General features: G+C 42.6%; 23 protein-coding genes and 1 other RNA gene. 11 read left to right on the forward strand and 13 right to left on the reverse strand.

Annotated features, from left to right (window positions below; translation table 11 throughout):
* The first annotated feature begins 237 nt into the window (after positions 1-237).
* The gene (mltF, locus tag R7Q38_RS18240) at positions 238-1,815 is read left to right on the forward strand and encodes a membrane-bound lytic murein transglycosylase MltF (protein WP_031777268.1); all 1,578 of its coding nucleotides are present in this window, start codon (positions 238-240) and stop codon (positions 1,813-1,815) included.
* 588 nt (positions 1,816-2,403) lie between these two features.
* Here the strand turns inward: mltF and tadA are convergent.
* The 6 genes from tadA to R7Q38_RS18270 form a co-directional block, all read right to left on the reverse strand.
* On the reverse strand, positions 2,404-2,952 hold the full coding sequence (tadA, locus tag R7Q38_RS18245) for a tRNA adenosine(34) deaminase TadA (RefSeq protein WP_031780849.1): 549 nt from the start codon (positions 2,950-2,952) through the stop codon (positions 2,404-2,406).
* 212 nt (positions 2,953-3,164) lie between these two features.
* On the reverse strand, positions 3,165-4,724 hold the full coding sequence (locus tag R7Q38_RS18250; protein ID WP_017635695.1) for an AbgT family transporter: 1,560 nt from the start codon (positions 4,722-4,724) through the stop codon (positions 3,165-3,167).
* A 288-nt stretch (positions 4,725-5,012) separates the two neighbouring features.
* Entirely contained in the window at positions 5,013-5,423 is a 411-nt protein-coding gene (locus R7Q38_RS18255; protein WP_005381606.1) for a prepilin-type N-terminal cleavage/methylation domain-containing protein, read from the reverse strand.
* Complete coding sequence (locus R7Q38_RS18260) at positions 5,413-6,666, reverse strand: hypothetical protein (RefSeq protein ID WP_005381607.1); 1,254 nt, start codon at positions 6,664-6,666, stop codon at positions 5,413-5,415. Before R7Q38_RS18260 ends, R7Q38_RS18255 begins: the two co-directional genes overlap by 11 nt.
* Positions 6,663-7,280, reverse strand: a complete 618-nt coding sequence (locus tag R7Q38_RS18265; protein WP_239938984.1) for a PilW family protein — start codon at positions 7,278-7,280, stop codon at positions 6,663-6,665. The genes R7Q38_RS18260 and R7Q38_RS18265 overlap by 4 nt, the downstream gene beginning before the upstream one ends.
* On the reverse strand, positions 7,261-7,770 hold the full coding sequence (locus tag R7Q38_RS18270; RefSeq protein WP_005381616.1) for a GspH/FimT family pseudopilin: 510 nt from the start codon (positions 7,768-7,770) through the stop codon (positions 7,261-7,263). The genes R7Q38_RS18265 and R7Q38_RS18270 overlap by 20 nt, the downstream gene beginning before the upstream one ends.
* A gap of 103 nt (positions 7,771-7,873) precedes the next feature.
* Here R7Q38_RS18270 and R7Q38_RS18275 point away from each other — a divergent pair, with 103 nt between their 5' ends.
* Complete coding sequence (locus R7Q38_RS18275) at positions 7,874-8,305, forward strand: type IV pilin protein (RefSeq protein ID WP_239938989.1); 432 nt, start codon at positions 7,874-7,876, stop codon at positions 8,303-8,305.
* 69 nt (positions 8,306-8,374) lie between these two features.
* Here the strand turns inward: R7Q38_RS18275 and dnaJ are convergent, their stop codons facing one another.
* From dnaJ to grpE, 4 genes are all read right to left on the reverse strand, one after another.
* Complete coding sequence (gene dnaJ / locus R7Q38_RS18280; protein WP_005381620.1) at positions 8,375-9,523, reverse strand: molecular chaperone DnaJ; 1,149 nt, start codon at positions 9,521-9,523, stop codon at positions 8,375-8,377.
* A 204-nt stretch (positions 9,524-9,727) separates the two neighbouring features.
* On the reverse strand, positions 9,728-11,641 hold the full coding sequence (dnaK, locus tag R7Q38_RS18285) for a molecular chaperone DnaK (protein ID WP_005381623.1): 1,914 nt from the start codon (positions 11,639-11,641) through the stop codon (positions 9,728-9,730).
* A gap of 347 nt (positions 11,642-11,988) precedes the next feature.
* Complete coding sequence (locus R7Q38_RS18290) at positions 11,989-13,263, reverse strand: dicarboxylate/amino acid:cation symporter (protein WP_005381625.1); 1,275 nt, start codon at positions 13,261-13,263, stop codon at positions 11,989-11,991.
* Between the two features lie 417 nt (positions 13,264-13,680).
* Positions 13,681-14,277: a nucleotide exchange factor GrpE gene (gene grpE, locus R7Q38_RS18295; RefSeq protein ID WP_021034134.1), complete on the reverse strand. Its 597-nt coding sequence runs from the start codon at positions 14,275-14,277 to the stop codon at positions 13,681-13,683.
* Positions 14,278-14,423: 146 nt separating this feature from the next.
* Between grpE and nadK the strand changes: the two genes are divergently transcribed.
* The 5 genes from nadK to bamE all read left to right on the forward strand — a co-directional run bounded on the left by nadK (position 14,424) and on the right by bamE (position 19,701).
* Complete coding sequence (gene nadK / locus R7Q38_RS18300; protein WP_005381631.1) at positions 14,424-15,308, forward strand: NAD(+) kinase; 885 nt, start codon at positions 14,424-14,426, stop codon at positions 15,306-15,308.
* A gap of 266 nt (positions 15,309-15,574) precedes the next feature.
* The gene (locus R7Q38_RS18305; RefSeq protein WP_005383752.1) at positions 15,575-16,765 is read left to right on the forward strand and encodes a DUF3103 domain-containing protein; all 1,191 of its coding nucleotides are present in this window, start codon (positions 15,575-15,577) and stop codon (positions 16,763-16,765) included.
* Between the two features lie 165 nt (positions 16,766-16,930).
* Positions 16,931-18,595, forward strand: coding sequence for a DNA repair protein RecN (gene recN / locus R7Q38_RS18310; RefSeq protein WP_005383750.1), 1,665 nt, complete (start codon positions 16,931-16,933; stop codon positions 18,593-18,595).
* A gap of 21 nt (positions 18,596-18,616) precedes the next feature.
* The gene (locus R7Q38_RS18315; RefSeq protein ID WP_025768876.1) at positions 18,617-19,099 is read left to right on the forward strand and encodes a GNAT family N-acetyltransferase; all 483 of its coding nucleotides are present in this window, start codon (positions 18,617-18,619) and stop codon (positions 19,097-19,099) included.
* A gap of 242 nt (positions 19,100-19,341) precedes the next feature.
* Entirely contained in the window at positions 19,342-19,701 is a 360-nt protein-coding gene (gene bamE, locus R7Q38_RS18320; RefSeq protein WP_017820585.1) for an outer membrane protein assembly factor BamE, read from the forward strand.
* A 101-nt stretch (positions 19,702-19,802) separates the two neighbouring features.
* Here bamE and R7Q38_RS18325 read toward each other — a convergent pair whose 3' ends face one another.
* A complete protein-coding gene (locus R7Q38_RS18325) occupies positions 19,803-20,162 on the reverse strand; it encodes an RnfH family protein (protein ID WP_025768875.1) in 360 nt (119 codons plus the stop codon).
* On the reverse strand, positions 20,152-20,595 hold the full coding sequence (locus R7Q38_RS18330; RefSeq protein WP_005381641.1) for an SRPBCC family protein: 444 nt from the start codon (positions 20,593-20,595) through the stop codon (positions 20,152-20,154). The genes R7Q38_RS18325 and R7Q38_RS18330 overlap by 11 nt, the downstream gene beginning before the upstream one ends.
* Positions 20,596-20,714: 119 nt before the next feature.
* Here R7Q38_RS18330 and smpB point away from each other — a divergent pair, with 119 nt between their 5' ends.
* From smpB to R7Q38_RS18345, 3 genes are all read left to right on the forward strand, one after another.
* Positions 20,715-21,200 carry an SsrA-binding protein SmpB gene (gene smpB / locus R7Q38_RS18335; RefSeq protein ID WP_005381642.1) on the forward strand — a complete coding sequence of 162 codons (486 nt, stop codon included), beginning with the start codon at positions 20,715-20,717 and terminating at the stop codon, positions 21,198-21,200.
* 66 nt (positions 21,201-21,266) lie between these two features.
* Positions 21,267-21,634, forward strand: a transfer-messenger RNA (tmRNA) gene (ssrA, locus tag R7Q38_RS18340).
* Between the two features lie 527 nt (positions 21,635-22,161).
* Positions 22,162-22,647, forward strand: a complete 486-nt coding sequence (locus R7Q38_RS18345) for a DUF6795 domain-containing protein (RefSeq protein ID WP_053302978.1) — start codon at positions 22,162-22,164, stop codon at positions 22,645-22,647.
* A gap of 681 nt (positions 22,648-23,328) precedes the next feature.
* Here R7Q38_RS18345 and R7Q38_RS18350 read toward each other — a convergent pair.
* Positions 23,329-23,892 (reverse strand): porin family protein, encoded by a 564-nt coding sequence (locus R7Q38_RS18350; RefSeq protein ID WP_138940408.1) that lies wholly within the window; start codon positions 23,890-23,892, stop codon positions 23,329-23,331.
* A 397-nt stretch (positions 23,893-24,289) separates the two neighbouring features.
* Here R7Q38_RS18350 and R7Q38_RS18355 point away from each other — a divergent pair, with 397 nt between their 5' ends.
* The gene (locus R7Q38_RS18355) at positions 24,290-25,171 is read left to right on the forward strand and encodes a LysR family transcriptional regulator (protein ID WP_085569924.1); all 882 of its coding nucleotides are present in this window, start codon (positions 24,290-24,292) and stop codon (positions 25,169-25,171) included.
* The last annotated feature ends 142 nt before the right edge of the window (positions 25,172-25,313 follow it).

The following is a 25,313-nucleotide window of genomic DNA, read 5'->3' on the forward strand; positions in this document are numbered from 1 at the left end:
AAGCCCTGTCGAACCTATGCCGATTCCACCTCGTCATTGCGAGCGCATTATATAGTAATTGTTTTTGTGATGTAACACCAAAAGCAACCGTTTGCGTCATTTTTTTTGTCAAATTTGAATTACAACTAAAATGTCGATAAAACACACAATGTCACGTTATAAGTGTGTGATTCACTTTGCCCCATGAGCTCGCTTTGATATAAAGGCAAATAGAAATTTTCCAAGATGTACCTATTAATGCAAATAAGTCACTTCAACCGGCTCAAGCGCAGTGCTCTAATTTTAGTTTCTGTTCTTTTGCTCTCAGCTTGCCAGATTGAGTCGGAGCCCAAAAGTGAATTTGAAAAAATTCAAGAACGTGGTGTGCTTCGTGTTGGCACGCTAAACAATCAGCTTTCCTACTACATAGGTCCCGATGGTCCCGCAGGGTTGGATTACGAATTGGCGCGTCAGTTTGCGGAACAGCTCGGCGTCAAACTCGAGATTAAACCAGCCTTTCGCCAGGCTGAGCTTTTTCCTGCTCTTAAGAAAGGAGATATCGATATCATCGCTACGGGTTTAAATCAAACGTCACAAGCAGTCAAACGATTTAGACCAGGCCCTGCCTATTATTATGTAAGCCAACAAGTGGTATATAAAAAAGGGCAACTTCGACCACGTGATATCGAACAACTCATTGAATACCAAGCCTCGAAAGACGACGAGTCCGACGAAGATACAAATGCAGGCGCTCAAACATTAAAGATCGTTGAACAATCGCAATATGTTCCGACCCTAACAGCGTTAAAGAAGCAGTATCCAGAACTTCAGTTTGAAATTGTTGGTGATGCTGACACGAGAGACTTACTCAAATACGTATCGACGGGTGAGTTACGTTTTACTGTGACTGATTCGGTGGAACTTTCCCTTGCTCAACGCCTTTACCCCGATCTTGCGCTCGCGTTTGAACTTACAGAAGATCAACCAGTATCTTGGTTTACTCGACGTTCTGAAGACGAAAGTTTGTATGCGATGCTGATAGAGTTTTTCGGTAACATCAAACAATCAGGAGAACTGTCCACCCTCGAAGAAAAGTACATTGGTCATATTGAAGCATTTGACTACGTTGATACTCGCGCATTCATTCGAGCTCTGGATGACAAATTGCCTAAATGGGCACCTTTATTCCAAAAATACAGCGAAGAGTTCGACTGGCGCTTAATTGCAGCATTGGCTTATCAAGAGTCACATTGGAAACCAACAGCAAAATCGCCAACGGGTGTTAGGGGGATGATGATGCTTACTCTGCCAACAGCGAAAAGCGTCGGGGTAACAAACCGTTTAGACCCTGAGCAATCTGTTCGTGGTGGTGTCGAGTACTTACGTCGCATTGTAGGTCGCGTGCCTGATAGCATCAACGAGCATGAAAAAATATGGTTTGCGTTAGCTTCATACAATATTGGTTACGGCCACATGATGGACGCACGACGACTCACCAAAGCACAAGGTGGCGATCCGAACGCTTGGGCCGATGTAAAAGATAGGCTGCCTTTACTGCGTCAGAAGCGCTATTACAGCCAAACTCGCTATGGGTACGCCAGAGGCGATGAAGCGCGTAATTACGTAGAAAATATTCGACGTTACTACCAATCCATCATTGGTCATGTCAGCCAACAGCCAGCGATTGATGAGAATAGCGATGACTTGCAAGTGATTCCGCCGCTCAACCCCGACATTTTGATATCGGGCGCAGTAGAGACCGTCGTAGAACAAGTCTCTGGCGCTTCTGACGTCACGGTTGAAGAAGACACCGAACAAGAAAGCATTGAAGAATAAACCCGCGGTAAACTAAAAAATGACGAGCCTATGAAGCTCGTCATTTTTGTTGAGTCCTAACGAAAACTTATCTAGACTCCAATATTCTGAGTGACACCAACCACACTCAACCATTCCTTTGGTTGGTCGCCTTTTCTTCATCGTTAGTAAAACTGATTGCTTTGTAACAGATTACTTTACAACCACATGGTTTAGCTCACTTGATGAAGCGGCGCTTTCGGCTACACTCTGCCGAAATAACGTCACTCCTATTATTAAGCATCGTATTGAAATTGTTTGCTGGCTCTGTGCAATGCAGAAGTCAAATGAAGAACGTTTAAACCATACAATGTTTAGTGCGATTATCGAGCCTATTGCCAAGCATCGATGAGCCGCACTTTACTGGTATAAGTCTTGTCTGCAGGAGGTTTTGAATATGAGAAGACGTAGAGTGCAGTCAAAGCGTTTAAATAACACAGTAGCTGCTATCCGACGTAAACGTAAACTGACATGTATGAAAAAGAAAGTAAGTTCACGTAATCGTGTTTTTGTACATTTAGTCAATCACTAGTGCGTCCAAGCAAACATCTACCACGTTGTAGGTGTTTGCTAGCCCTCACTACTCCTACTACCTTGTTCGCTCTCTCCATTTTCTAATGCTTTTTGTGCTTGCTTCTTCGCTTTAATTTCCTTTCGGCGGCGCTTAAAAAACGCTTGTAGCTGAGTACGGCACTCATCTTCTAGCAGCCCCTTTTCAACTAAGGCGTAATGGTAAGCGGCTTGACTTTCAAACAAATTAAGCACTGTTCCTGCTGCTCCAGCTTTTAAATCTGGCGCTCCAAAAACAACCCGCTTAACGCGGCTATGCAATAAGGCTCCGGCACACATTGGGCATGGCTCAAGTGTTACATATAACGTCGTATCCAGAAGGCGGTAATTTTCTAGCTTTTGGCCTGCTTTACGCAGCGTTTGGATCTCAGCATGTGCGGTAGCGTCATTAGTACCAATAGAGCGATTCCACCCCTCAGCGATAATTTCACCATCTTTGACAAGCACTGCGCCAACAGGTACTTCCCCCTCAGCTTCTGCTTGCTCAGCAAGCTCCATCGCTCTGCGCATAAACAATTCATCTTGAGGGGAAAACGGATGGTTAGACAAAGGAGGCTCCAAAGAAACAAAAAACGATTGAAGTCAGGAATTTTATCACCAACTTCGGTTTCACTACAGCAACACATCACGGGACAAAGTCTGCAACTCCAAAAAACTAGTTACAAGACCTATCGATGTTCGTTTTACGAGAACAAAAAAACGCAGATCGAAGACCTGCGCTTTTTGGCTGCCAATTAGCGGCTTTCACACCCTACACGTTTTTACATTGTGTAAGTGTAAGGAGCTTGAATGCCTAGCGGGATACCTACCATCCAATAAGCAACTAGGAAGATAGACCAACCGATCAGCATTGCGATCGAGAATGGCATCATTAGTGACGCAAGCGTACCGATACCAGCCGACTTCACATAACGCTGACAGTAAACCACAACAAGAGGGAAAAATACCATTAGAGGCGAAATGATGTTCGATACAGAGTCACCCACACGGTAAGCCGCCTGAGACAGCTCAGGCGAGATACCAACCGCCATTAGCATTGGCACTAGGATTGGACCAATTAAAGCCCATTTTGCCGATGCCGAACCAATAAGTAGGTTTACAGACGCGGTTAGAAGGATCATACCGATGATGGTCACTTCACCTGGTAGGTTCATCGCTTTTAAGCCTTCTGCGCCATACAACGCTAGCATCGTACCGATGTTTGACTGAGCAAATGCAGATAGGAACTGAGCACAGAAGAACGACATAACAATGTATGCGCCCATGGTTGACATAGTATCAGCCATCGCTTTGATAATGTCGTTGCTGGTCTTGAACGTTCCAGACACTTTACCGTAAACGTAACCAGGAATGATAAACAGAATAAAGATCAACGGCACGATAGACTTCATTATCGGTGCTGAGAAGGCTGTAATTTCACCTTCAGGCGAGCGAAGTGCTGATGTTTCTGGAATTAACGCTGCAACAAGTAAAGCAATACCCGCCATCATTGCCCAACCTGCATAACGGAATGCTTTTGATTCCAGTTCAGTAAATGAACCTAGGTTTGGCGCGGTTTCCGCATCATCATCAATTGGCATTTTTGATAAACGAGGCTCGATGATTTTCTCTGTCACGTACCAACCAATCCCCACAATAATGATAGAGGATAGGCCAGTGAAGAAGATGTTCGCTAATGGGTTAACCACATATTCAGGATCAAGAACCTGCGCCGCAGTTTGCGTAAAGCCAGCCAATAGCGGATCGATACCTGAAGGGATAAAGTTTGCAGAGAAGCCACCAGATACACCTGCAAATGCTGCCGCAATACCTGCTAAAGGGTGACGACCTGCCGCATGGAAGATAATACCGCCAAGAGGAATAACCAGAACATAGCCTGCATCTGCCGCAGTATGCGATACAATGGCAACCAAAATAAGCATTGGAGTAAGAAGCTTAGCTGGCGTGAAGTTCAGCATCTTCTTAAGACCCGTCGTAATAAAACCCGAAGAATCTGCAACACCCACACCTAGCATTGCGACAAGTACGATACCCAGTGGCGCAAAGCCAGTAAACGTCGTCACCATGTTAGCAAGGAAACTTGCTAGCGCTTCGCCCGTAAGTAAGTTGGTGATAGTAAGAGCTTCGCCCGTTCGAGGGTTTGGAAGATCGAATGATACATTCGACAAAAGTGCTGACGCCGCCCAAGTAATGATCAATGCCCAGAAGAACAAAATCGCAGGATCAGGAATTTTGTTACCTGTCCTCTCGATAAAGTTTAAAAAGCGCTCCATCCCGCTCGGCTTCGATGATGGTGCCTTATTTACAGCTTGGTTACTCATGGTAACTCCATAGTGAATGATGTTGGTGCCAAGGCCTATTTGAATAATTATAACGACCTACTATCCAACGAGTATTCTAGTAAACACTAATGGAGAAAGCACAAGGTTCTAGATTTTTTTTCATAATTGGAGACATATTTTGCAAAAACACCACTTCAATTAAACATAATAAAAACAGTAGAACATCAACTCAATTAACAGTTCAAAAACCATTTATTAACCGTGACAAATCCGGTATCAAACAGGAGTTACATCCGCATTTGTCTCAGCCCATGTATGCAATTGAACTTAGTTTTCGAATTCACTGTATTGTGAGATCATCGTTTTAAGCTGAACTGATCGCGTCTCGCCGATTCTATCCTTCCAGCTAGAGGTAATGGTGATAGTTTTCAGTGTTCCTGAAACCGTGGCAGCTGGAACTTCCCACTCGACGACATAAGATCCAGTAACAGAAGAGCCTGTTGCAATAGAAGCAAAATTTGCAGGTGTGATGGTAGACATCGCCGCAGAAGCACCACGCGTCCGGAACCATTCGAGCTGGTTTTCTGCTAGACGAAGTGCTTCAATACTTTTTATGGCATATTCGGATTCGCGTTCTAGATATACGTTTAGCTTCGTTAAACCTAGAGCCCCAACACCGATAAGTAGAAAAGAAATTAGAACTTCAAGAAGGTTAAAACCTTTTTGTTTAGAGATCATTCCAGGAGCCTTTTTTCCATCTAGGAATTGCATGCGCATTCCTTGAATTGTCTATCACATCTTTATTGTATCTAAAGTCCAAAGAATCGAAGAAAACCGCTGCCTGATCTTCACTATCAAAATATTGACCACCAGATACCGTAAAAGAACCATGCTGATAATAAGAAGCTATTGTCCTGTATGAGTCTTCTACAACACTTGGCACATGATTTAGGTGAGCATTGGCTTCGAACCCAACCCAATCCGCTGTTGTCGGGGTATAATCATGATTGAAATGAAACAAGACCCCTTTAAACTTATTTGATGTAGCGCCGGAGCTCGGTGGTCCCATCACGGAGAAAAGACCATCATGAATGAGCACTGTTACGCCATTGGTCGATGATGTAGCATTCACTAAATCATTGTATTCCGATTGCTTGATTTCACAGCTCCCTTCCACCCATAAATGATGCTTCCCTGACTGAATTTCTGCTGTTAAAGCAGCACCACAATTAGGTATACCATCAGCCACTGAGCCCGTCATAACATGAAATACACCATTATCTCGGACATCGTTATGCTCTTCAGCCTTTACTCCAAAGAAGGATTCAAATGGCTTTAAATCTGTATCTTGAGTAAAATCATCACCAGCACCAACCCCGCCAACACTAGATGAGAGATGACGGTTTGCCGTCGTGTTTGCACAATCTTTATTTGTAGGGTTGTTAAAATCGGCATAGGGAGACTCTCCATGAATTACGCCTTTATTATCAACTGAAGAGGAGTAAAAGCGCTTTTTATACCTTAACGCAATACACTCCCACCCATCGCTGCTCAATTCCCCTGGGTCTGGAGTAGAGAACGTTGCACTAGAATGAAAATAAATGTCGGCACTAGACTGCATTGCACCATAACTCAAGTTACCTCCCAAAATAATCTCCTTACTAATGCTTGTAAATCCAACATTAGAAGTAACCAAATACCCATTGGAAGTACTCGTAAAATTCGGAATCGTCCAAAGCCCTGAGCCACAATCTGTTATTACGGCAGGTACAATATTATTAACTCTAAATTGCGCCCATGCACATTCAACACCTCCTTCCGCTAACCAATGTGCTTGTCGAGATTTTATTTCGTTTTGCGCAACTTTTATTTGAAAAAATACACCTTTGGATGATGCTAATGATGCAATTAAAGCAAGTAATAAAAGTATAGAAGTCACAAGCAAAGTGGTATAACCGGAATAGCTATATTTAGATGTCATTGCCAATTCCTTTGTTTGATAGAAAACTCCGCAACTTCACTAAAGACTCCATCAATCGTTTTCAAACCTAACTTAACGCTCGTGACCGAACTTACATTTCCTCCATTAGTCACTGTTTCTGAACTAACGGTGAATTGGGTAACTTGGAAAATATCATCATCAAATAGAGAACGACAAAAATCTATACCATCAAAAGATAATATTTGTGTTTGAGACACAACGCCTTTTTCACATATAAAAAACCGAGTATCTCTCTTCTCATACTTAATATTTCGATAGTCTTCATTGGCAGCTGAGTCCTCTTTAAAATACACAAGCCCTACAGAAGAGGCGCCGCTCAGCATTATGGTTCCTGTAGCTCCGGATAATTTGAGTGAACTACCTTTCCCACCATCATAACCTGCCCTTTGAATATCTTCTTTCATAACAGATAAAGTGATATTCAGACCTTGCAATAAATTTAGCTCTAAGCTTTTTTCCTTTGCTGTTTTTTGTAAACTCAAGAATATAGAGCCCACTACACTAAGGACAATTAATCCAATTAAAGAACTAATCATCAATTCGATTAAAGAGCTACCTATTTGATAACGTTTGTTAGCACTGACGGTAATCATATAACTTAGCTCCAGAGTTACTACAAATTTTAATCCTTCCGGGAGGGTTGGAGAGCTTTGCTTGTAGTTTTATGTTTTGAGCATTGGTTGGGAAAAACTCTATATTTCCTCCTTGGGGTCGTCCACGGACCTCGTCGAAGCTTATTTTTTGATTATCGTAGCTGTGCTTCAAAGATAATTCAGAGTAGGCGGAGCCGGAAAGGCTTAAAATTACGCCCCCAGAGCCGCTAGACGAGTTAGTTAACTGTAGAGACCATGCACCTTGACTGACAACGACGTTTTTAGCCATAGAGAAATGTATATATAACTTTTGATTTCTCATTACCGCCTCGGACTTACTTTGGCTTAGAAAGCCAGCTAATTCAGTTGCTAATCGCTGCATTTGCACAGTTTGTGAAACACGGCTAAAGCTTGGAGCTGCGAACGCCAATATAATACTCAGTACAGCAACAGTAATAAGAAGCTCCAACAACGTAAACCCGCGAGGCATTTCCCAAATTCCTATGTAAACGGCAAAAGGGCCGTAATTCATCTTGCACAGATGCTATCACCTGCCAAAAATAGGCGGAAAAGTGAAAAGGAAACTACTCGTGATGATTCGAATTTCTCGTTGTAACGGCTACAAAAAAGGATTGAGAGGGATGACATTGATCGAATTACTGGTAGCTGTAGTGATTGTCGGGATCATTGCTGCAGTCGCATACCCCTCTTACACTAATCATGTAATCAAGTCTCATAGGACGGTTGCCTTGAGCGATCTTAGTCGAATTCAGCTAGAGCTAGAGACATCTTATGATGGTGGGTACGACTGGAGTCATATTCTCTCTGGAGGCACATGCACTCTATGTGACTCAGACACAAATAGATTTTCTTTCGATATTGCGAGCTCTGCAAGTACGGCCTATACCATTACAGCAACAGCAAAATCGGCTCTGGGACAAGACGACGACGAGTGCTTGACTGGTTCTAAAACGATTACTTTAACGTCAACAAATGTCGAAAAACCAAGTGATTGCTGGAATTAGGAAGAACACCGAGATGCAAAAAGGCCTGCATTTTAGCAGGCCTTTGTATTTGTGCTTTTCACTAACGTCTTAGCTGGTTAAATCATCAAAGAACTTTTTCACACCGTTGAAAAAGCCTTCTGATTTAGGCTTGTGCTTTGTCGCCGCTTCACCACCACAAGACTCTTCAAACTCTTTGAGCAGTTCTTTTTGGCGTGAGCTTAGGTTTACTGGTGTTTCAACAACCAACTTAACAATAAGATCACCAACACCGCCACCGCGAACGCCTTTCACACCTTTACCACGCATACGGAACATACGACCTGTTTGCGTTTCTGAAGGCACTTTTAGGCTTACGCGACCATCTAGGGTTGGTACTTCAACTTCACCACCTAGAGCTGCCATCGCAAAGCTTACTGGCACTTCACAGTATAGGTTGTTGCCATCACGCTCGAAGATATGGTGCTCTTTCACGTGCACTTGTACATACAAGTCACCCGCTGGTGCTCCCATTTCTCCCGCTTCACCTTCGCCAGATAGACGAATACGGTCGCCAGTATCAACACCTGCTGGGATCTTAACGTTAAGTGTTTTTGTTTTCTGCTTACGACCTTGACCATGACACTCATTACAAGGGTCTTTAATGATTTTACCTTTGCCGTGACAGGTAGGACAGGTTTGTTGCACTGCGAAGAAGCCCTGGCGCATCTGTACTTGACCATGACCATGACAGGTACCACATGTTTCAGCAGATGAACCTTTCTTCGCGCCACTACCATCACAGGTATCACAGTGTACTAGTGTCGGTACTTCGATCTCTTTCGTTACACCACGAACCGCTTCTTCTAGCGTCAATTCCATGTTGTAACGTAGGTCAGCACCTCGCTGGGCACGGTGGCCACCACCGCCACGACGACCACCACCAAAGATGTCACCGAATACATCACCAAAGATGTCGCCGAAATCAGCACCGCCGCCGCCAAAGCCGCCGCCACCGAAACCACCGCCGCCTTGTTCAAAAGCTGCATGACCGTATTGGTCGTACGCCGCTTTCTTTTGAGGGTCGGTCAGAACTTCGTACGCTTCTTTTACTTCTTTAAACTTGTCCGCCGCAGAATCATCACCCTGGTTTCGGTCTGGGTGGAATTTCATCGCTAGACGCTTATACGCCTTTTTGATATCGCGCTCTGAGGCATCACGGCTTACGCCTAATACTTCGTAAAAATCACGTTTTGACATGTTCTTCGTCACCAGTTAATTACTACAAACGGCATCGATTCACCGCTTGGTGTTTGTATCGTTCTAGGTAAGTGCACTTGTCTGCAACATACTTAACTAGAAAGACAGCGTTTACAAACAGACGGGCGTAAGAGTTGCCCCAAACGCCCGCACACGAAGTCTTATCGACCCCAGATGGCTAAGTAGCCATCTGGTTAAGAAATATTATTTCTTGTCGTCTTTAACTTCTTCGAACTCAGCATCTACAACGTCGTCTTCTTTAGACTGTGCACCTGCGTCAGCACCTTGTGCTTGCTGCGCTTGAGCTTGTTGTTGAGCGATTTCCATCAGCTTTTGAGAAGCAGTCATTAGTGCTTGAACTTTAGCATCGATAGCTTCTTTGTCTTCGCCTTTACGTGCTGTTTCTAGCTCAGAAATTGCTGCTTCAATCTTCTCTTTCTCTTCTGCAGGTAGCGCTTCACCAGCTTCTTCTACTTGCTTACGAGTACCGTGAATCATTTGGTCAGCTTGGTTACGTGCAGTTGCTAGCTCTTCGAACTTCTTGTCCGCTTCTTTGTTAGCTTCTGCTTCTTGAACCATTTTCTCGATGTCTTCATCGCTTAGACCGCCAGAAGCTTGGATAGTGATCTTCTGCTCTTTACCAGTCTGCTTGTCTTTCGCAGATACGTGTAGGATACCGTCCGCATCAAGGTCAAACGTAACCTCGATTTGTGGCATACCACGTGGTGCAGGCTGGATGCCTTCTAGGTTAAATTGGCCTAGAGACTTGTTGTACATCGCTTGCTTACGCTCACCTTGTAGAACGTGGATAGTTACCGCGCTCTGGTTGTCTTCCGCTGTAGAGAAAACTTGGTTCGCTTTAGTTGGGATAGTTGTGTTCTTCTCAACTAACTTAGTCATCACGCCACCCATTGTCTCGATACCTAGAGACAGTGGAGTTACGTCTAGTAGTAGTACGTCTTTAACGTCACCAGCAAGTACACCACCTTGAACTGCAGCACCCATTGCTACTGCTTCGTCAGGGTTTACGTCACGGCGCGCTTCTTTACCAAAGAACTCAGCAACTTTCGCTTGAACCATTGGCATACGAGTCTGACCACCAACTAGGATTACGTCAGTGATGTCGTTTACTGATAGGTCAGCGTCAGCTAGAGCTACTTTTAATGGCTCAAGAGAGCGTTGTACTAGGTCTTCAACTAGAGATTCTAGTTTTGCACGAGTCACTTTAATGTTCATGTGCTTAGGACCAGTTGCATCTGCAGTAACGTAAGGTAGGTTTACGTCTGTTTGAGAAGTAGAAGAAAGCTCGATTTTCGCTTTCTCTGCTGCTTCTTTAACACGCTGCATTGCTAGTGGGTCGTTTTTAAGGTTGATGCCTTGCTCTTTGTTGAACTCATCAACCAAGTAGTTGATTAGACGGTTATCAAAGTCTTCACCACCTAGGTGAGTATCACCGTTAGTTGCTAGAACTTCGAATGTTTTCTCGCCTTCAACTTCATCGATTTCGATGATTGAAATATCGAATGTACCACCACCAAGGTCGTATACCGCGATAGTGCGATCGCCGCCTTTCTTATCAAGACCGTAAGCTAGCGCAGCTGCTGTTGGTTCGTTGATGATACGTTTAACTTCTAGACCTGCGATACGGCCAGCATCTTTTGTCGCTTGACGCTGAGCATCGTTAAAGTAAGCAGGTACTGTGATAACTGCGCCAGTTACTTCCTCACCAAGGAAGTCTTCAGCAGTTTTCTTCATTTTCTTAAGAACTTCAGCAGAAACCTGAGGAGCTGCCATTTTTTGGCCTTTCGCTTCTACCCAAGCATCACCGTTGTCAGCCTTAACGATTTTGTAAGGCATGATTTCGATGTCACGCTGAACTTCTTCGTCTTCAAAACGACGACCGATTAGACGCTTAATTGCAAATAGCGTGTTTTCTGGGTTAGTTACTGCTTGACGTTTCGCTGGTTGACCTACTAGCGTCTCACCGTCAGTGTAAGCAATAACCGATGCAGTAGTACGTTCGCCCTCTGCGTTTTCAATTACACGTGGTTTGTCGCCGTCTAATACAGCAACACATGAGTTAGTAGTACCTAAGTCAATACCAATGATTTTACCCATCTGGCTATCTCCGAATAAATTCTATTTTCGTTTGGTTATAACCCCAATGTGGGGGGAGGAGAATCGGGTTTCAACCCTTGCTCACAAACAAAAATAATCAATGTTTGCTTCTCTATGCCACATAGATAAGGGCGGCAAAATGCTTTTCAAGGGCAGAATTAAAAAAAAGCGTCTTTTTTCGAAATTTATGTGTTTCTTTCTGATTAGTTGGGAACTCGTCACACTGCTGTAGCGCAACAAAACGTCATTTCCCAGATAAATTTATTTATGTCCGACTCTTCCTAAATAAAAAACGAACTCATAAGAGCTCGCTTCAATATTAGGGTTAAAATAAATGATTCAAGGTATTAGGCGTTCGCTTGAGCAGGCTCAGCATCAACACCTTCTTCTTTACCTATCTCACCTTCTGTTTTTGCAACAATGGTGTTCACTGCCGTGTCGCCGACAACGTTAGATGATGTACAGAACATATCATTAATACGGTCGACCGCTGCAATGATTGCTAAACCTTCAGGTGGTAAACCTAGTTGGTGAAGCAAAACGCCTACCATTACCACGCCGCCCCCAGGAACGCCGCCAGCACCAATAGATAACAGAAGAATAGTTAAGCCAAGTGTGAAGATGTCTGCGGTGTTAATTGGCTGGCCAAAAGCGTTCGCAACAAACATCGTTGCTAGAGCAATATAGATAGACACACCAGACATATTCATCGTTGCGCCCAGTGGTACACCGAAGCCAGCAACCGATTTAGAGACCTGAAGCTTTTCTGTCAGTGTGCGCATCGTTACCGGGATAGTCGCGTTTGAGCTCGCGGTAGATAGAGAGAAAAGAATCTGCTCACGAGTTGCACGTAGGAAAGTCTTTGGAGAAGTTCCTGTCGCAATACTCACTGCCATTGGGTAGAAGAAGAAGATCCAAAACACCAACATCGCAACCACCAAAGCCACGTAACCAGCAACGGACATTAATGTATTGGCGTTTAGCGTTGCACCTAGTTGAATCATTAGTGCGAACACACCATATGGTGCAAGACTCATCACTAATCCAACCAATTTCATCATGATTTCATTTGCCATTTTGAATGTGCGAATAGCTGGGCCACCACGAGAATCCAAAGCTTGAATTGCAAGCCCCGTCAAAATTGCCATAAAGATGATTTGCAGCATGTCGCCGCTAGCAAACGCTTGTACAGGATTGCTAGGAACAATGTTAACAACTAAAGAGAAAATGTCCGGCGTCTCTGTCGTTGTCAGCTGTACAGCCTCAGATACCGTTCCTGCTAGATTAGCGCCCGCTCCTGGCTGGAAGATCAAGCCGACAGTCAAAGCCGCCGTAATCGCAATGATGGTGTTAAGAATGTAAAGGGTAAAAGTTTTTCCACCAAGACGACCAAATGCACTGATGTCTTTCAAGTCAACAATGCCGCATACGATTGAAACGTAAACTAAAGGAACAACAAGCAATTTGATCAGTGAGACGAACATGCCGCCAACACCTTCTGCTGCTCCAAGTAGGTATGTATCAAAAATCGCAATACCGCTAAATAAGTACTGAATTGCTGTCCCCAGCACAAGGCCGGCAAACAAGCCTATAAAAATCTTACTAGAAAGCGATTTATCCATTATAAATCTCCGATATGTTGTGTTTACTATTTACATTTTTGTAGTTATATATGCTTACTTTTAAAGCATTAGTCGCAAATCATACACACCGAAGTTACAAAATAAAGTGATAATTTACATTTTTGTTAACGAAATTGTTTTGGAAAAAATGACTATATTTACATTCCTATGCAGAACAAACATTCACACAGCGAATGATTACAACCACTTATAGCCCTTTCCGTTAATAAACACGCAGCGAGATGAGAGAAAATCTCCTATAGGAAAATAATTAACCAATAGGAAAAAATATGAAGGGGATCAAATTTTCATTTATCGATATACAACGAAGTTCGATGCAGTCATTTATGTTTAAAACAAAAAAGCGCCCATCAAAAATGATGGGCGCTTTTATATTTAAAAAACAGGTAGTTAAAGTTACTTAGCAACCATTACCATTGCCGGACGAATCACACGGCCGTTTAGTTCGTAACCTTTTTGCATAACAAACATAACAGTGTTTGATTCATGATCAGGGCTCTCCTGAATCGACATCGCTTGATGGAACTCTGGATTGAATGCTTCACCTTCAGGGTTGATTGCTTTCAAGCCAAATTTCGCGACAACGTCTACAAACGTTTTATGTGTTAGTTCAACGCCTTCTAGGAACGGCTTCACAGTTTCATTCTCTGTATCTGCCGCTTGAATTGCACGCTCTAGGTTATCAATAACAGGAAGCAGCTCTTCTGCAAACTTGTTCAACGCAAACTTACGTGCTTTATCGATCTCTTGCTCAGTGCGACGACGCATGTTTTCTACTTCAGCTTTAGAACGCAACACCGCATCTTGTTGCTCTTTTACTTTTGCCTCGCTAGACAATAGTGCCGCTTCTAGTTGAGCAATCTTAGCGTCTGTCTCATCACCAAGCTCTTCAAGCTCAGCTTCAACTTCTTGTGCTTCAGCTTCTACTTTTTCAGCCTCTTCGATGATTTGATCAAGCTCTTCTTCTGTAACTTTGTTTTCTTCGTTGCTCATGATATCTCCAGAATTCAACATAATGCCCTTAAAGCCATGCGCGTTTTTGCGGGCTTTAACCACATAAAAATTCGCATATTTAGGTGACTTGCCATTATTATGGGGATGAAGATTCCTGATTCAAGCCTCTTTAATGCGGAAATGCTATGAAAAATCCATGTAACGTGATCGCGATTATCGGAAAACCAAGAGATCAACAAGCAATTCAAACTCATAAAGAGTTGTACCAATGGTTGACCTCTGAGGGCTATAAAGTATTCATTGACGATCGCCTTGCCGCAATACTGGATGATATCCCACAGAGTCAGTTTGCTAGCTTAGTTGAACTAGGAAAAAATGCCGATCTAGCCATTGTGGTTGGTGGCGATGGCAACATGCTAGGTGCAGCAAGAATTTTATCCCGATTTGATGTACCAGTTATAGGCGTGAACCGCGGAAATTTGGGCTTCTTAACTGACTTGAACCCAGACGACTTCCAAGCGTCTCTGCAAGCGGTACTCGACGGTGAGTACATTGAAGAGGAGCGTTTTCTTTTAGAGGCGGAAGTACACCGCCACGGACAAATAAAGAGCCATAACGCTGCGCTAAACGAAGCCGTACTTCACCCAGGGCAAATTGCTCATATGATTGAATTTGAAGTGTATATTGATGAAAGCTTCGCCTTCTCTTTACGGGCCGACGGTTTGATTGTCTCCACTCCGACTGGCTCGACGGCATATTCACTTTCTGGCGGCGGCCCAATTCTTTCTCCTAGCTTGAATGCCATTTCACTCGTGCCAATGTTCCCTCATACATTGTCGAGTCGACCTTTGGTGGTTGATGGAAAACGTCGAATTAAATTGGTGGTATCACCAGAAAACCGTGGAACACAAGAAGTTAGCTGTGATGGACAAGTCTCACTTCCAGTTACCCCTGGCGACGAAATTCACATCTATCAAAGTCCAAATGTACTAAAGCTCATCCATCCAAAAGACTACAGCTACTATCACGTCTTACGGAATAAGCTTGGCTGGTCTAGTAAATTGTTCTAACACTTGTTACTCAGGGTAATAACTTCAATAAAAAAGCCAGCAGCTCAATTGCTACTGGCTTTTGGCTTTCTTAGACAAGAAATAGACACAAAGTAGTGAGGCGACACGATATTTGTCATCATTAAAGAGAAGCTTATAAATTTTGATCCTGTGGGCAAACTTTACACAAAAGATAGAAAAGCAAATTCAATGATCTATGTCCGGTGATATTCTCACCATGAAATAGAGTATTAACTCTATTTCATACAATCAATAAAGGACATATTATGAAGAAAACCATCATTCTGTCTGTTCTCAGTACATTAGCACTTATTGGCTGCCAATCAGAGGAAACGCAAGTCAACAGTGTATCCAACGCAAAAGCGGAAGATATCACTAAGACGAAGCGTGCCCTAGCTCAACAATTGAGTGAGAACTATGCTGCCATTGAACCCATGTTGAGAAGAGATATTACTCCGCAACAGACTAACGTGTCTGTATCAGCATTTGTTAAGCAAAACCCTAACTCAGAGTTCAGCCGCCAGCTTGTACAAGCTGACACTCAAATTCGTAGCTGGAAAGGTATTTCTGAATACTCAGATCAGTTGTTAGAAGTTCGCTTGGCAAATGAAGCCATGATAACAGCATGGCAAAGTGGCGAGGTCGAGCCATTATTTGCGTTTGAACCAAGTGGTGATGATGAGAATTGGCAATACATCGAAGCATTTGATGTTTATGGCAACATCCATCAACTCGATGTTTACCAGCTCCCTGAGGTACCTGTACTTGTCGTTGATAACAATAGCTCTGCAGAGCTAAAAGCAGGCTTGCAAGCTATGCAAGCTGAGATGAAAAAACTCGGTCAACCAGCTTTAGTTCAACCATATATTGCTGATGAACAACGCCAAAATACACCGTTATTGTCAAGTAGCGCAGTGGGCGAAGCGGCTCCAATTCAAACCACGCAGTTGAAAAAGATCCGTCTAGCCGATGACAAAGAACCTTGGATCTCTGGCAAGGCAGAAATCTACGCTATCGTAACGGGCGTCAATCCAAGTCGTGATGAACCTACTCTCGATTTGGTGGAGCTTCCATACTTAGACTACGATAACCAAGATTACTATCCAAATCAGATCATTATTCACTGGTCTCGTTACCGCTGGGGTGCGGCAGACATTGTGCTCATGGAGCAAGATGACGGCACAGACTATAAACAATTGGCAAAACTCCTTGTTCAAGTTGCCGAAGAAGTATTGAAAGCGATTCCAGATCCAGAAGTTCAGGCTTACGCGATTATTCCGCAAATCACGAACAAGATCATCGACACTATCCCCGATGGTGTACTCACGAATGATGATGACTTCGTCGACGTATACTACACTCTAATGCAAGACACTTCATACGTGGATCACCCAGGTGCGGGTGTGAATGCAGTCGTCACGCTAGAACCACTAACGATTAACCCAACTCGTCCGTAACCTGTTCAATTTTAATGAGTCGTTGTAATCACATCGGCTCATTTTTCCCACTTCATCACAAAAAACAGCCTACAAAGAAAATTTTCCTCACCTGACTTTACTGTATAAAGAAACAGTATATACTGTTCTCTTATACAGTATTGTTCAGTTATACAGGTAAATAAAATGCTGGCTCATCTAAGTGTTAATAATTTTGCGATTGTTAAGTCTTTACAACTCGAGCTTTCTAAGGGCATGACCACCATTACAGGTGAAACAGGCGCGGGTAAATCCATTGCTATCGATGCTTTAGGGCTCTGCTTAGGCGGACGAGCCGATGCCGGCATGGTGCGACAAGGTGAAGAGAAAACCGAAGTTAGCGCCGCTTTTTTATTGGACAACAACTTACATGCAACACGTTGGTTAGAAGATAACGATCTGCTAGATGGCAGTGAGTGTATTTTGCGTCGTATTATCACAAAAGAAGGCCGCTCAAGAGCCTTCATTAATGGCAGCCCTGTTCCACTATCACAACTCAAATCTCTAGGGCAGCTACTTATCAATATCCATGGGCAGCACGCTCATCATCAATTGATGAAAAGTGAGCACCAAATGGCCATGCTCGACCAATATGCTGGGCATTTAAACCTACTAAAAAGCACACGAAGTGCTTACCAGCATTGGCGTCAGGCAGACAATAACCTCAAGCAACTAAAAGAAAATAGCCAGCAAAACCAGGCGCAAAAACAATTGCTTGAATACCAAATCAAAGAACTAAATGAGTTATCGCTAGGTGAAGAAGAATTTGCAGAGCTCGAGCAAGAGCACAAACGACTATCCAACAGTGGTGAACTCGCCACTACCTGTCAGCAAGCCATCGAACTTATTTACGAAGGTGAAGAAGTCAATGCGCTTGGTATTTTGCAATCGGCCAATCACTCCCTAATTCAATTAGCCGAATTAGATGAAAAGCTATCTGAGCTACCTAACATGCTGTCAGAAGCAATGATTCAACTTGAAGAAACGAAGAATGAATTACGCAGCTACTTAGATGGCATCGATGTTGATCCAGCTCGTATGGCTTATGTAGAAGAACGTTTTTCTAAAGTGATGTCTGTAGCTCGTAAACACCACGTAATGCCAGAAGAACTCTACCAGCATCATCAAGATCTTCTGGCCCAAGTAGAAGCGTTAGATTGCTCCGATGAACGTTTAGATGAACTTGCTCAAGAAGTAGAACACAAGTACCAAAGCTTTCTAACACAAGCAGAAAAACTGCACAAATCACGCAGCCGTTACGCAAAAGAACTGAACAAACTGATCACACAAAGCATGCACGAATTGAGCATGGAGAAAGCAGTATTCAGTATCGAAGTTAGCAATGACAACACACACCCATCGCCGCTTGGCATGGACAGCGTGTGCTTCTTAGTATCGACCAACCCGGGACAACCATTACAACCTATAGCAAAAGTTGCGTCAGGCGGTGAGCTATCACGCATCTCTCTAGCGATCCAAGTGATCACCGCTCAGAAAGTAGATACACCAAGTTTAATCTTCGATGAAGTGGACGTAGGTATTAGTGGCCCAACAGCTGCCGTAGTGGGCAAAATGCTACGCAAGCTTGGCGAATCTACTCAGGTATTGTGTGTCACTCACCTCCCTCAAGTTGCCGGATGCGGCCATCAACAAATGTTTGTAGCTAAGCAAACCAAAGCAGGCCAAACCGAAACCCAAATGCACGCATTAGATGAACAACAACGTGTGGCAGAATTAGCTCGCTTACTTGGGGGTAGTCAAATAACCGACTCAACGTTGGCAAACGCAAAAGAACTGCTTATCGCCGCTTAATAAATCGACAAGGGATGAGAAATGGATATCAGAGCAATACACAAAACCAACTGCTTAGATCTCATCCCTATTTTTATTGAGTTAGAACATTACTACTTCAAAGAAAAAGCTTCATCAAAACACGATCTGGTCCATTATCTAAAGAACCAAGTTTTCTCTGAACATTCTGGCGTTCATATCATTGCGGTTTACGATAATGATGACGTCGTAGGCTTTGCATCTTATACCGTCATGTTCCCTGCCCCAAAGCTCTCAGGGCAGATGTACTTAAAAGATCTGTTCGTATCTTCGAAGGTTCGAGGAAAAGGGGTTGGTCTCAAGTTAATGAAGTATCTGGCATCTTTGGCGATCAAGTGTGGATGCCAAAGGTTGGACTGGACAGCTGAAAGTAGTAACCCTACCGCAGGTCAGTTTTACCGCTCAATTGGTGCAACACTAATTCATGAAAAAGAGTATTATCGTTTTTCAGGTGATGCATTACGCGAATTCGCCAAAACCGACTAACGAGTCACTAGGCTTGGCTCACCGCTGAAAGCGTCCATCACCCTACTTCCGATTGAAATTTGCTCTTCGTCACCTAACTAATACGTCATGTGGTGACATTTACCGTCTAATATCGGTGAATAAATGCAACTCAACTCAAAATTCGTTGTCAGATTGTCTACCATACGACGCATAGCTTTTTACATCTGCGTCGAGCTTGTTTATTATCAGCGCAGTATTTTAAAGGTTACTAAGAAATTATTATGCAATTAAAGAAGTGGTTAGTTGCCGTACCATTAGCAATGACATTGCTGACAGGATGTTCGGTATTGGAAAGACTGGTTTATCGTATTGATATCAACCAAGGCAACTATGTAGAACAAAGTGCGGTTGATAAATTAAAGTTTGGGATGACTAAAGCACAGGTTCGCTTCGTATTAGGGTCGCCAATGCTTATTGAAAACGGCTATCCAAACACTTGGTATTACATCTATCATCATACTCCTGGCCATGGCGAACCAGTACAGAAAGATCTGATTGTAAACTTTAATGACCAAGGCACGCTCGCAGACATCAGTGGTGACTTTCCAAAAAGTGACGCATTTTACGAGCAAATTCAGTAAACTGACTTTTGCAAAAAAACCTCCCGTTTGGGAGGTTTTTTATTATATAGAAATCATGTTAGTCAAACTTTGAGTAACTCACATGAGCTATTGGGTTAATATTAATCCTGCTTATTTTTACGTACAGAACTAGGCTTGCCACCGGTGACTGGGTCTGCACTCCCCTCGGTTTTAGCCTGCTCCGCCCGCTTACGGCGAATCTCTTTCGGATCGGCAAGTAACGGACGATAAATCTCTATTCGATCTCGATCTCGAACGGTCGCATCCAACTTCACGTTACGACTAAACACACCCACTTTGTTCTTGGACAAATCAATTTCAGGGTACAACTCCAATACACCGGATTGTCGAATGATCTCTTCTACCGTTGCGTGATTATTTACCACTAAGTTAAATACACGCTGTTCATGAGGAAGAGCATAGACAACCTCAACGTGAATCATATCTGACTCAATACTCATAACACTCGTAGACCTGTTTTGCGCGTTTAGTAAATGCATTTACCATATTACTAGTAAGCTCGTTAAAAATCTTACCGAAGGCCATCTCAATCATTTTACTTGAGAATTCAAACTCAAGCTTTAGTTCAACCTTGCAAGCTTGTTCATCTAGCGCGGTAAAAATCCAACCACCACGCAACGTCTTAAACGGGCCATCCACCAAGTTCATCATAATTGCCTGACCGGGGATCAACTCATTTGAAGTCGTAAACGTTTTGCTGATTCCAGCCTTCGCCACATCGACAGAAGCCACCATACCATTCCCCGAAGACTCAATGATTCTAGAGCCCGAGCAACCAGGCAGAAATTCAGGGTATTTAGCAACATCATTAACCAGATTGAACATCTGTTCGGCGCTAAAAGACACAAGCGCAGAACGGCTGACTTGCTTCATACATACTCCTATCGATACATGTACAGATTTAAAGCTACTCGCCAATTTTACTTTTATTCCACGATTGCGCAAATAAAAGGATTTCCTATCCGATATCCAACCCGTATAATGACGCTATTATGGCAAAGAAAAAAACGAAACAAAAAGCGGGTAGCAATACTATCGCGCTGAATAAAAAAGCTCGCCACGAGTATTTCATCGATGATGAAATCGAAGCTGGCTTGGAGCTCCAAGGTTGGGAAGTGAAAGCCCTTCGCCAAGGTAAAGCCAATATTTCTGAAAGTTACGTATTTATGCGTGACGGTGAAGCCTTTGTGAGTGGCATGACAATCACTCCTTTAAATCAGGCATCGACACACGTTGTGGCGAACCCTACACGTGTGCGTAAACTACTAATGAGTCGTCGTGAGCTGGATAACCTATTCGGACGTGTAAACCGTGAAGGTATGACATTAACGGCCCTCTCACTGTACTGGTCTCGCTCTTGGGTGAAACTAAAAATTGGCGTAGCAAAAGGTAAAAAGCTGCACGATAAACGTACGGATCTAAAAGAAAAAGACTGGGCAAGAGAAAAAGCACGCGTCATGAAGAGCGCGCTGCGTTAATCTTGACCACTTAAACGCATAGTACTGGACAGCCAATGCTTTTCTGTTACTATGCGAATATTACCTGGGGCTGATTTAGGATTCGACGGGAATTCAGAAGTCTGAGGTGCATGCCGAGGTGCGGTAGGCCTCGTTAACAAACCGCAAAAAAATAGTCGCAAACGACGAAAACTACGCACTAGCAGCTTAATAACCTGCTAAGAGCTCTCTCGCCCTAGCTTCCGCACGTAAGACGGGGAACAACGAGGGATCAAACCCAAACGCGCTAGCCCGGACTCTCCCGCCTGAGAGATGAACGGCGAATTTTAATTCAGGCTAGTCATTCATTAGCGTGTCGGTTCGCAGGTGGATGGCGAAATTAAAGATCGACTAAGCATGTAGTACCAATGATGAACGGTTTTCGGACGCGGGTTCAACTCCCGCCAGCTCCACCAAACGTTTGGAAAAGGCCACCTTCGGGTGGCCTTTTTTGTATCAACTAAAATAGTCTCTTTTTTCAAACATTCATGCTTTCTGAAATCTTACTACATGGATTACCGCATACCTTTGGCCCATGTAGGTTTACAAACTCGTTGAGTATTAATCAGTAAACAAGAAGTTCATAAGTACTAATCAAAAAGGCAGAAAGCATGGTACTAAAAGCCCTGCAACTTAAAAGTCTTCTGCTTACCTATCCTTTCTAAGAGATAACTAGATCTAAGTCTAAAGTCTATACTCATCTCCCTCGATGAATTGATTGATGTATTCATTGTTAGTCCCTACTCGCTTGTTTCATTACAACTCTATAGATGTAATGACTACAAACAGTAGTTACAAAAAATAATGTAATTCTAATCACAAAGTTAACCTTAGATATTGAACAGAAACACAACATATATAGATTTTTAAATTTCAAAATGAAAATATTGTTGTGAAAAATTAAGTTGCTGGAATTATTACAGTCATATTAGTGAGCATTGTAATGAATTTTGAAGAAAGTAAATTGAATGACGAACACGTTAATCAATACACACCGCAAATCAATGGTGTGTTAACAAAGAAAGGAAAACCACTTAGTAGCCTAAAGGTTAGCCTTAGTATTGGTTTAAGCATGTCAGGGAAATCAATAGACTTATCAACATTCACAGACAGTACTGGTCGCTTTGAGTTTTCTCCAGTCTATGAAAATAAAGACGTCATAAGCACTCCTCTCATTGATCGCTATGTAACTATTGTTTTAGTCGCAGAACTCAGCAATGATGAAAGTACTATTATTTGGGAAGGAAGCTTTGATGGTTATAAAATAGAGGATTACGTAAAAAATAACATGGCTAACCTTGCTTGTGACACTGAGAACCCTCTTAAGTACTTTGCTTTTTCAATTGATGATGAAGAAAACGATGACTACTACGTGAACAGCCAATGTAACTTATTTGGTTATATAGACTCTGACTTGTATGGAAATTAAATAATGCACTCATGATGCAACTCCAGTTCCTATGTCTCCTCTTTGGCCATTCATTCACGGGGGCATTGAGTATCGGTTAGAAGGAGGTTCTGGTATCGACTTCCACGCTCATGGACTAGAAAAAAATCTGTTCCGGGTTATGTCAATACCGCTACAAGTAATGAGTGATCGGCACTACAATCTAAGCCTTAAACTTACCTAGAACGTAACATATTTCTTGACTTCAACAATAGATATAACGCTCGGATGACTGATGATCTGGTAATTAAAATAGCTCTTCACCTTTGAATTTACTAAGAATTTCAGGTTTGGGTCATATAATACAACAGATGCGACTGCAGGCCTTACTACTTGGGTTCAATTAGCTAATTTCAGATCTAAAAATAAATGTAAAGAACACGTTCTCGGTATTATAGGCCACATAAATGTAATGTCAGACAATGCGGAAATTGACCTATCTAATATTACTTGCAGAGCAATAAAGCTTTGTTTTTCAAGGTTAGTAAAAAGGCTAGACAGTCATGCTAGTAATGTATTAAATACCCTGGAGTAACAATAAAATAAATTAGCCATCGTTTTATATATACGCTTCATCGGCCTTAAATTATTTGAGTGATAAATAATAAAAGTGCGAAGCTATTCTGCTTCGCACTTTTATTGGGTCCAGCACGGCTAACTATATTAGAAGCGATACTCTACACCTAGTGATGCTTGGTTAAAGTCTGTTTCCGTGTTTGCACCGTTCGCGACATTCTCCGCATTGAGTTCTACGTCGTACCACATATATTCTGCGTTAACTAAGAAGTTATCAGTAACTTTAAAACCGACACCAGCACCAGCGAATACACCTTCATCATCTTTGTTGCCTTGGAAGCCCGCAACGTTGTAATCCGTCGAGTACCACATTTGACCGCCTTTTGCGTAAAGGTCGACACGATCAGCAATGGGAGCGGTAACTTTTATAGCCGCTGTATAGCCGTCTGTTTCGGCATTTGCTAGGTTATTACCATAGCTACCGAAATCAATGTAACCACCTTCCAACGCTAAGTAAGGATTAAAACGGTAACCAACTAAACCTTGAATAACATCGCTGTCATCATCAAAGTCATCTTGTCCATCAACTTTTAAGTAACCGTAGTTGGCGCCAACATATACACCATGATCGTTGGAGTCCGCAGCATGTGATAAAGTACTAAACGTTGCTAAAGAAAAAAGGCTAATCAAAGTAACAACATTGCTTTTCATTTCGTTCTCCTAATATAAGTTCCATTGAAGGTTCGAATAGTAAAGAGCAAATGCAATGCCAACTTTAAATTAATGAAAAATATATTTAATTTTATAGAATACTGACAATCCTCTAAAGATCGCCGAACAAAAATAGAAAAAAGAGCTGTCTGTTTACTTTATATAAACAATACTAAATTGGGGTTAATCGCTGATGTGAAAAAGATTCTTGTTAATTTGTAGATTTTTCAAAGAAATTAAATAAACATCTAAAATACTCTTGTAGATTAATCCGTCAAAAAACGCTTAGCTAGTTTTTATAAGAAAGGAAGCTAATCACACATACGTTGCATCTTACTTTGCTTCAAGCCGTGAATATTCTACTCTTTGCCTAAGCAGAGTTTAATGGAACAGAAGTATGTTAAAAGGCAGTGAATACCCTTCTATTCGAGCATTAAGGACGTTTGTCGCGGTCTCTAATTACCTCAGTTTCTCTAAAGCAGCGGATGCCCTATGTATTACGCAAAGCGCAGTAAGCAAACAAATCGCATCGCTGGAGCAATTGGTGGGTTTACCTTTAATACAAAGAGGGGCGAGTGGTATTGAGTTAACCGAAGAGGGCAAGCGTTATCTGCCGCAAGTCACAGAAGCTTTGGAGCTTATTCAGCATGCAACTGCCAACTTAATCCAGTCAGATTCAAAGCAAGAATTACTCACCGTGGACGTAACCCCTTCTTTTGCCAGCCTTTGGTTGATACCTAATATTGATGACTTCCACCAGCAACATCCTAACATTCGAGTAAGAGTCTGTACCGGGGATGGGAACGTCAAAGATTCGAGCAACGAAAGTGACTTACATATTCGCTGCCTTCCATTATCCACACATTATGAATACAGCCACTTACTGTGCGAAGAAACATTGTTATTAGTCGGTTGCACAAATGCTCCTGCAATTGAGAGTGTGCACGCTGTTAGTAATTATCCGTTTATACCTCAAATCACTCGCCCTCAGCTATGGGAGCAATTTAAAGCTGTCTACACTGTAGAATCTCCCGTTACCTATCAACCTGTAGGCGTCGAACATTTTTACCTAGCTTGCGAAGCTGTCAGAATGGGAAAAGGGCTCGCCTTGCTTCCCGATTTTATGGCGCAGTATTCGATTTTAAGAGGGGACATTCAGCATGTTCTCAACCTTTCTTTACAGAGCGGTTATGGTTATTACGTGATGATTCCAAATTATCGACTTTCGGCTAAAAAAGTAGCGGTGTTTCACGAATGGCTGAAGAGCAAGCTAAGTTAATGTTATTTCTTTAAGCTCGTTTAGGTAAACCAAAACAACTCAAAGACTTCGGTATCTGTCTGCTCAAATTTATGGCATTCTCATCCATACTATTTAAAAAGGATAAATGGATAGTAGGATATGGACAGCAACACGCCAAGAC

It is taken from the genome of Vibrio sp. Vb0598 (genome assembly GCF_033338935.1).
GTDB classification, from domain to species: domain Bacteria; phylum Pseudomonadota; class Gammaproteobacteria; order Enterobacterales; family Vibrionaceae; genus Vibrio; species Vibrio alginolyticus.

What these genes read in the sequence shown, in the direction of transcription:
- grpE (WP_021034134.1), bottom strand. Translation starts at nt 14,277, where the DNA reads ATGAGCAACGAAGAAAACAAAGTTACAGAAGAAGAGCTTGATCAAATC.
- R7Q38_RS18265 (WP_239938984.1), bottom strand. Translation starts at nt 7,280, where the DNA reads ATGATTACCGTCAGTGCTAACAAACGTTATCAAATAGGTAGCTCTTTA.
- R7Q38_RS18260 (WP_005381607.1), bottom strand. Translation starts at nt 6,666, where the DNA reads ATGACATCTAAATATAGCTATTCCGGTTATACCACTTTGCTTGTGACT.
- R7Q38_RS18345 (WP_053302978.1), top strand. Translation starts at nt 22,162, where the DNA reads ATGAATTTTGAAGAAAGTAAATTGAATGACGAACACGTTAATCAATAC.
- recN (WP_005383750.1), top strand. Translation starts at nt 16,931, where the DNA reads ATGCTGGCTCATCTAAGTGTTAATAATTTTGCGATTGTTAAGTCTTTA.
- mltF (WP_031777268.1), top strand. Translation starts at nt 238, where the DNA reads ATGCAAATAAGTCACTTCAACCGGCTCAAGCGCAGTGCTCTAATTTTA.
- R7Q38_RS18250 (WP_017635695.1), bottom strand. Translation starts at nt 4,724, where the DNA reads ATGAGTAACCAAGCTGTAAATAAGGCACCATCATCGAAGCCGAGCGGG.
- R7Q38_RS18270 (WP_005381616.1), bottom strand. Translation starts at nt 7,770, where the DNA reads ATGCCTCGCGGGTTTACGTTGTTGGAGCTTCTTATTACTGTTGCTGTA.
- dnaK (WP_005381623.1), bottom strand. Translation starts at nt 11,641, where the DNA reads ATGGGTAAAATCATTGGTATTGACTTAGGTACTACTAACTCATGTGTT.
- bamE (WP_017820585.1), top strand. Translation starts at nt 19,342, where the DNA reads ATGCAATTAAAGAAGTGGTTAGTTGCCGTACCATTAGCAATGACATTG.
- R7Q38_RS18325 (WP_025768875.1), bottom strand. Translation starts at nt 20,162, where the DNA reads ATGAGTATTGAGTCAGATATGATTCACGTTGAGGTTGTCTATGCTCTT.
- R7Q38_RS18305 (WP_005383752.1), top strand. Translation starts at nt 15,575, where the DNA reads ATGAAGAAAACCATCATTCTGTCTGTTCTCAGTACATTAGCACTTATT.
- R7Q38_RS18330 (WP_005381641.1), bottom strand. Translation starts at nt 20,595, where the DNA reads ATGAAGCAAGTCAGCCGTTCTGCGCTTGTGTCTTTTAGCGCCGAACAG.
- smpB (WP_005381642.1), top strand. Translation starts at nt 20,715, where the DNA reads ATGGCAAAGAAAAAAACGAAACAAAAAGCGGGTAGCAATACTATCGCG.
- R7Q38_RS18290 (WP_005381625.1), bottom strand. Translation starts at nt 13,263, where the DNA reads ATGGATAAATCGCTTTCTAGTAAGATTTTTATAGGCTTGTTTGCCGGC.
- nadK (WP_005381631.1), top strand. Translation starts at nt 14,424, where the DNA reads ATGAAAAATCCATGTAACGTGATCGCGATTATCGGAAAACCAAGAGAT.
- R7Q38_RS18275 (WP_239938989.1), top strand. Translation starts at nt 7,874, where the DNA reads ATGATTCGAATTTCTCGTTGTAACGGCTACAAAAAAGGATTGAGAGGG.
- R7Q38_RS18355 (WP_085569924.1), top strand. Translation starts at nt 24,290, where the DNA reads ATGTTAAAAGGCAGTGAATACCCTTCTATTCGAGCATTAAGGACGTTT.
- R7Q38_RS18255 (WP_005381606.1), bottom strand. Translation starts at nt 5,423, where the DNA reads ATGATCTCTAAACAAAAAGGTTTTAACCTTCTTGAAGTTCTAATTTCT.
- R7Q38_RS18350 (WP_138940408.1), bottom strand. Translation starts at nt 23,892, where the DNA reads ATGAAAAGCAATGTTGTTACTTTGATTAGCCTTTTTTCTTTAGCAACG.
- R7Q38_RS18315 (WP_025768876.1), top strand. Translation starts at nt 18,617, where the DNA reads ATGGATATCAGAGCAATACACAAAACCAACTGCTTAGATCTCATCCCT.
- dnaJ (WP_005381620.1), bottom strand. Translation starts at nt 9,523, where the DNA reads ATGTCAAAACGTGATTTTTACGAAGTATTAGGCGTAAGCCGTGATGCC.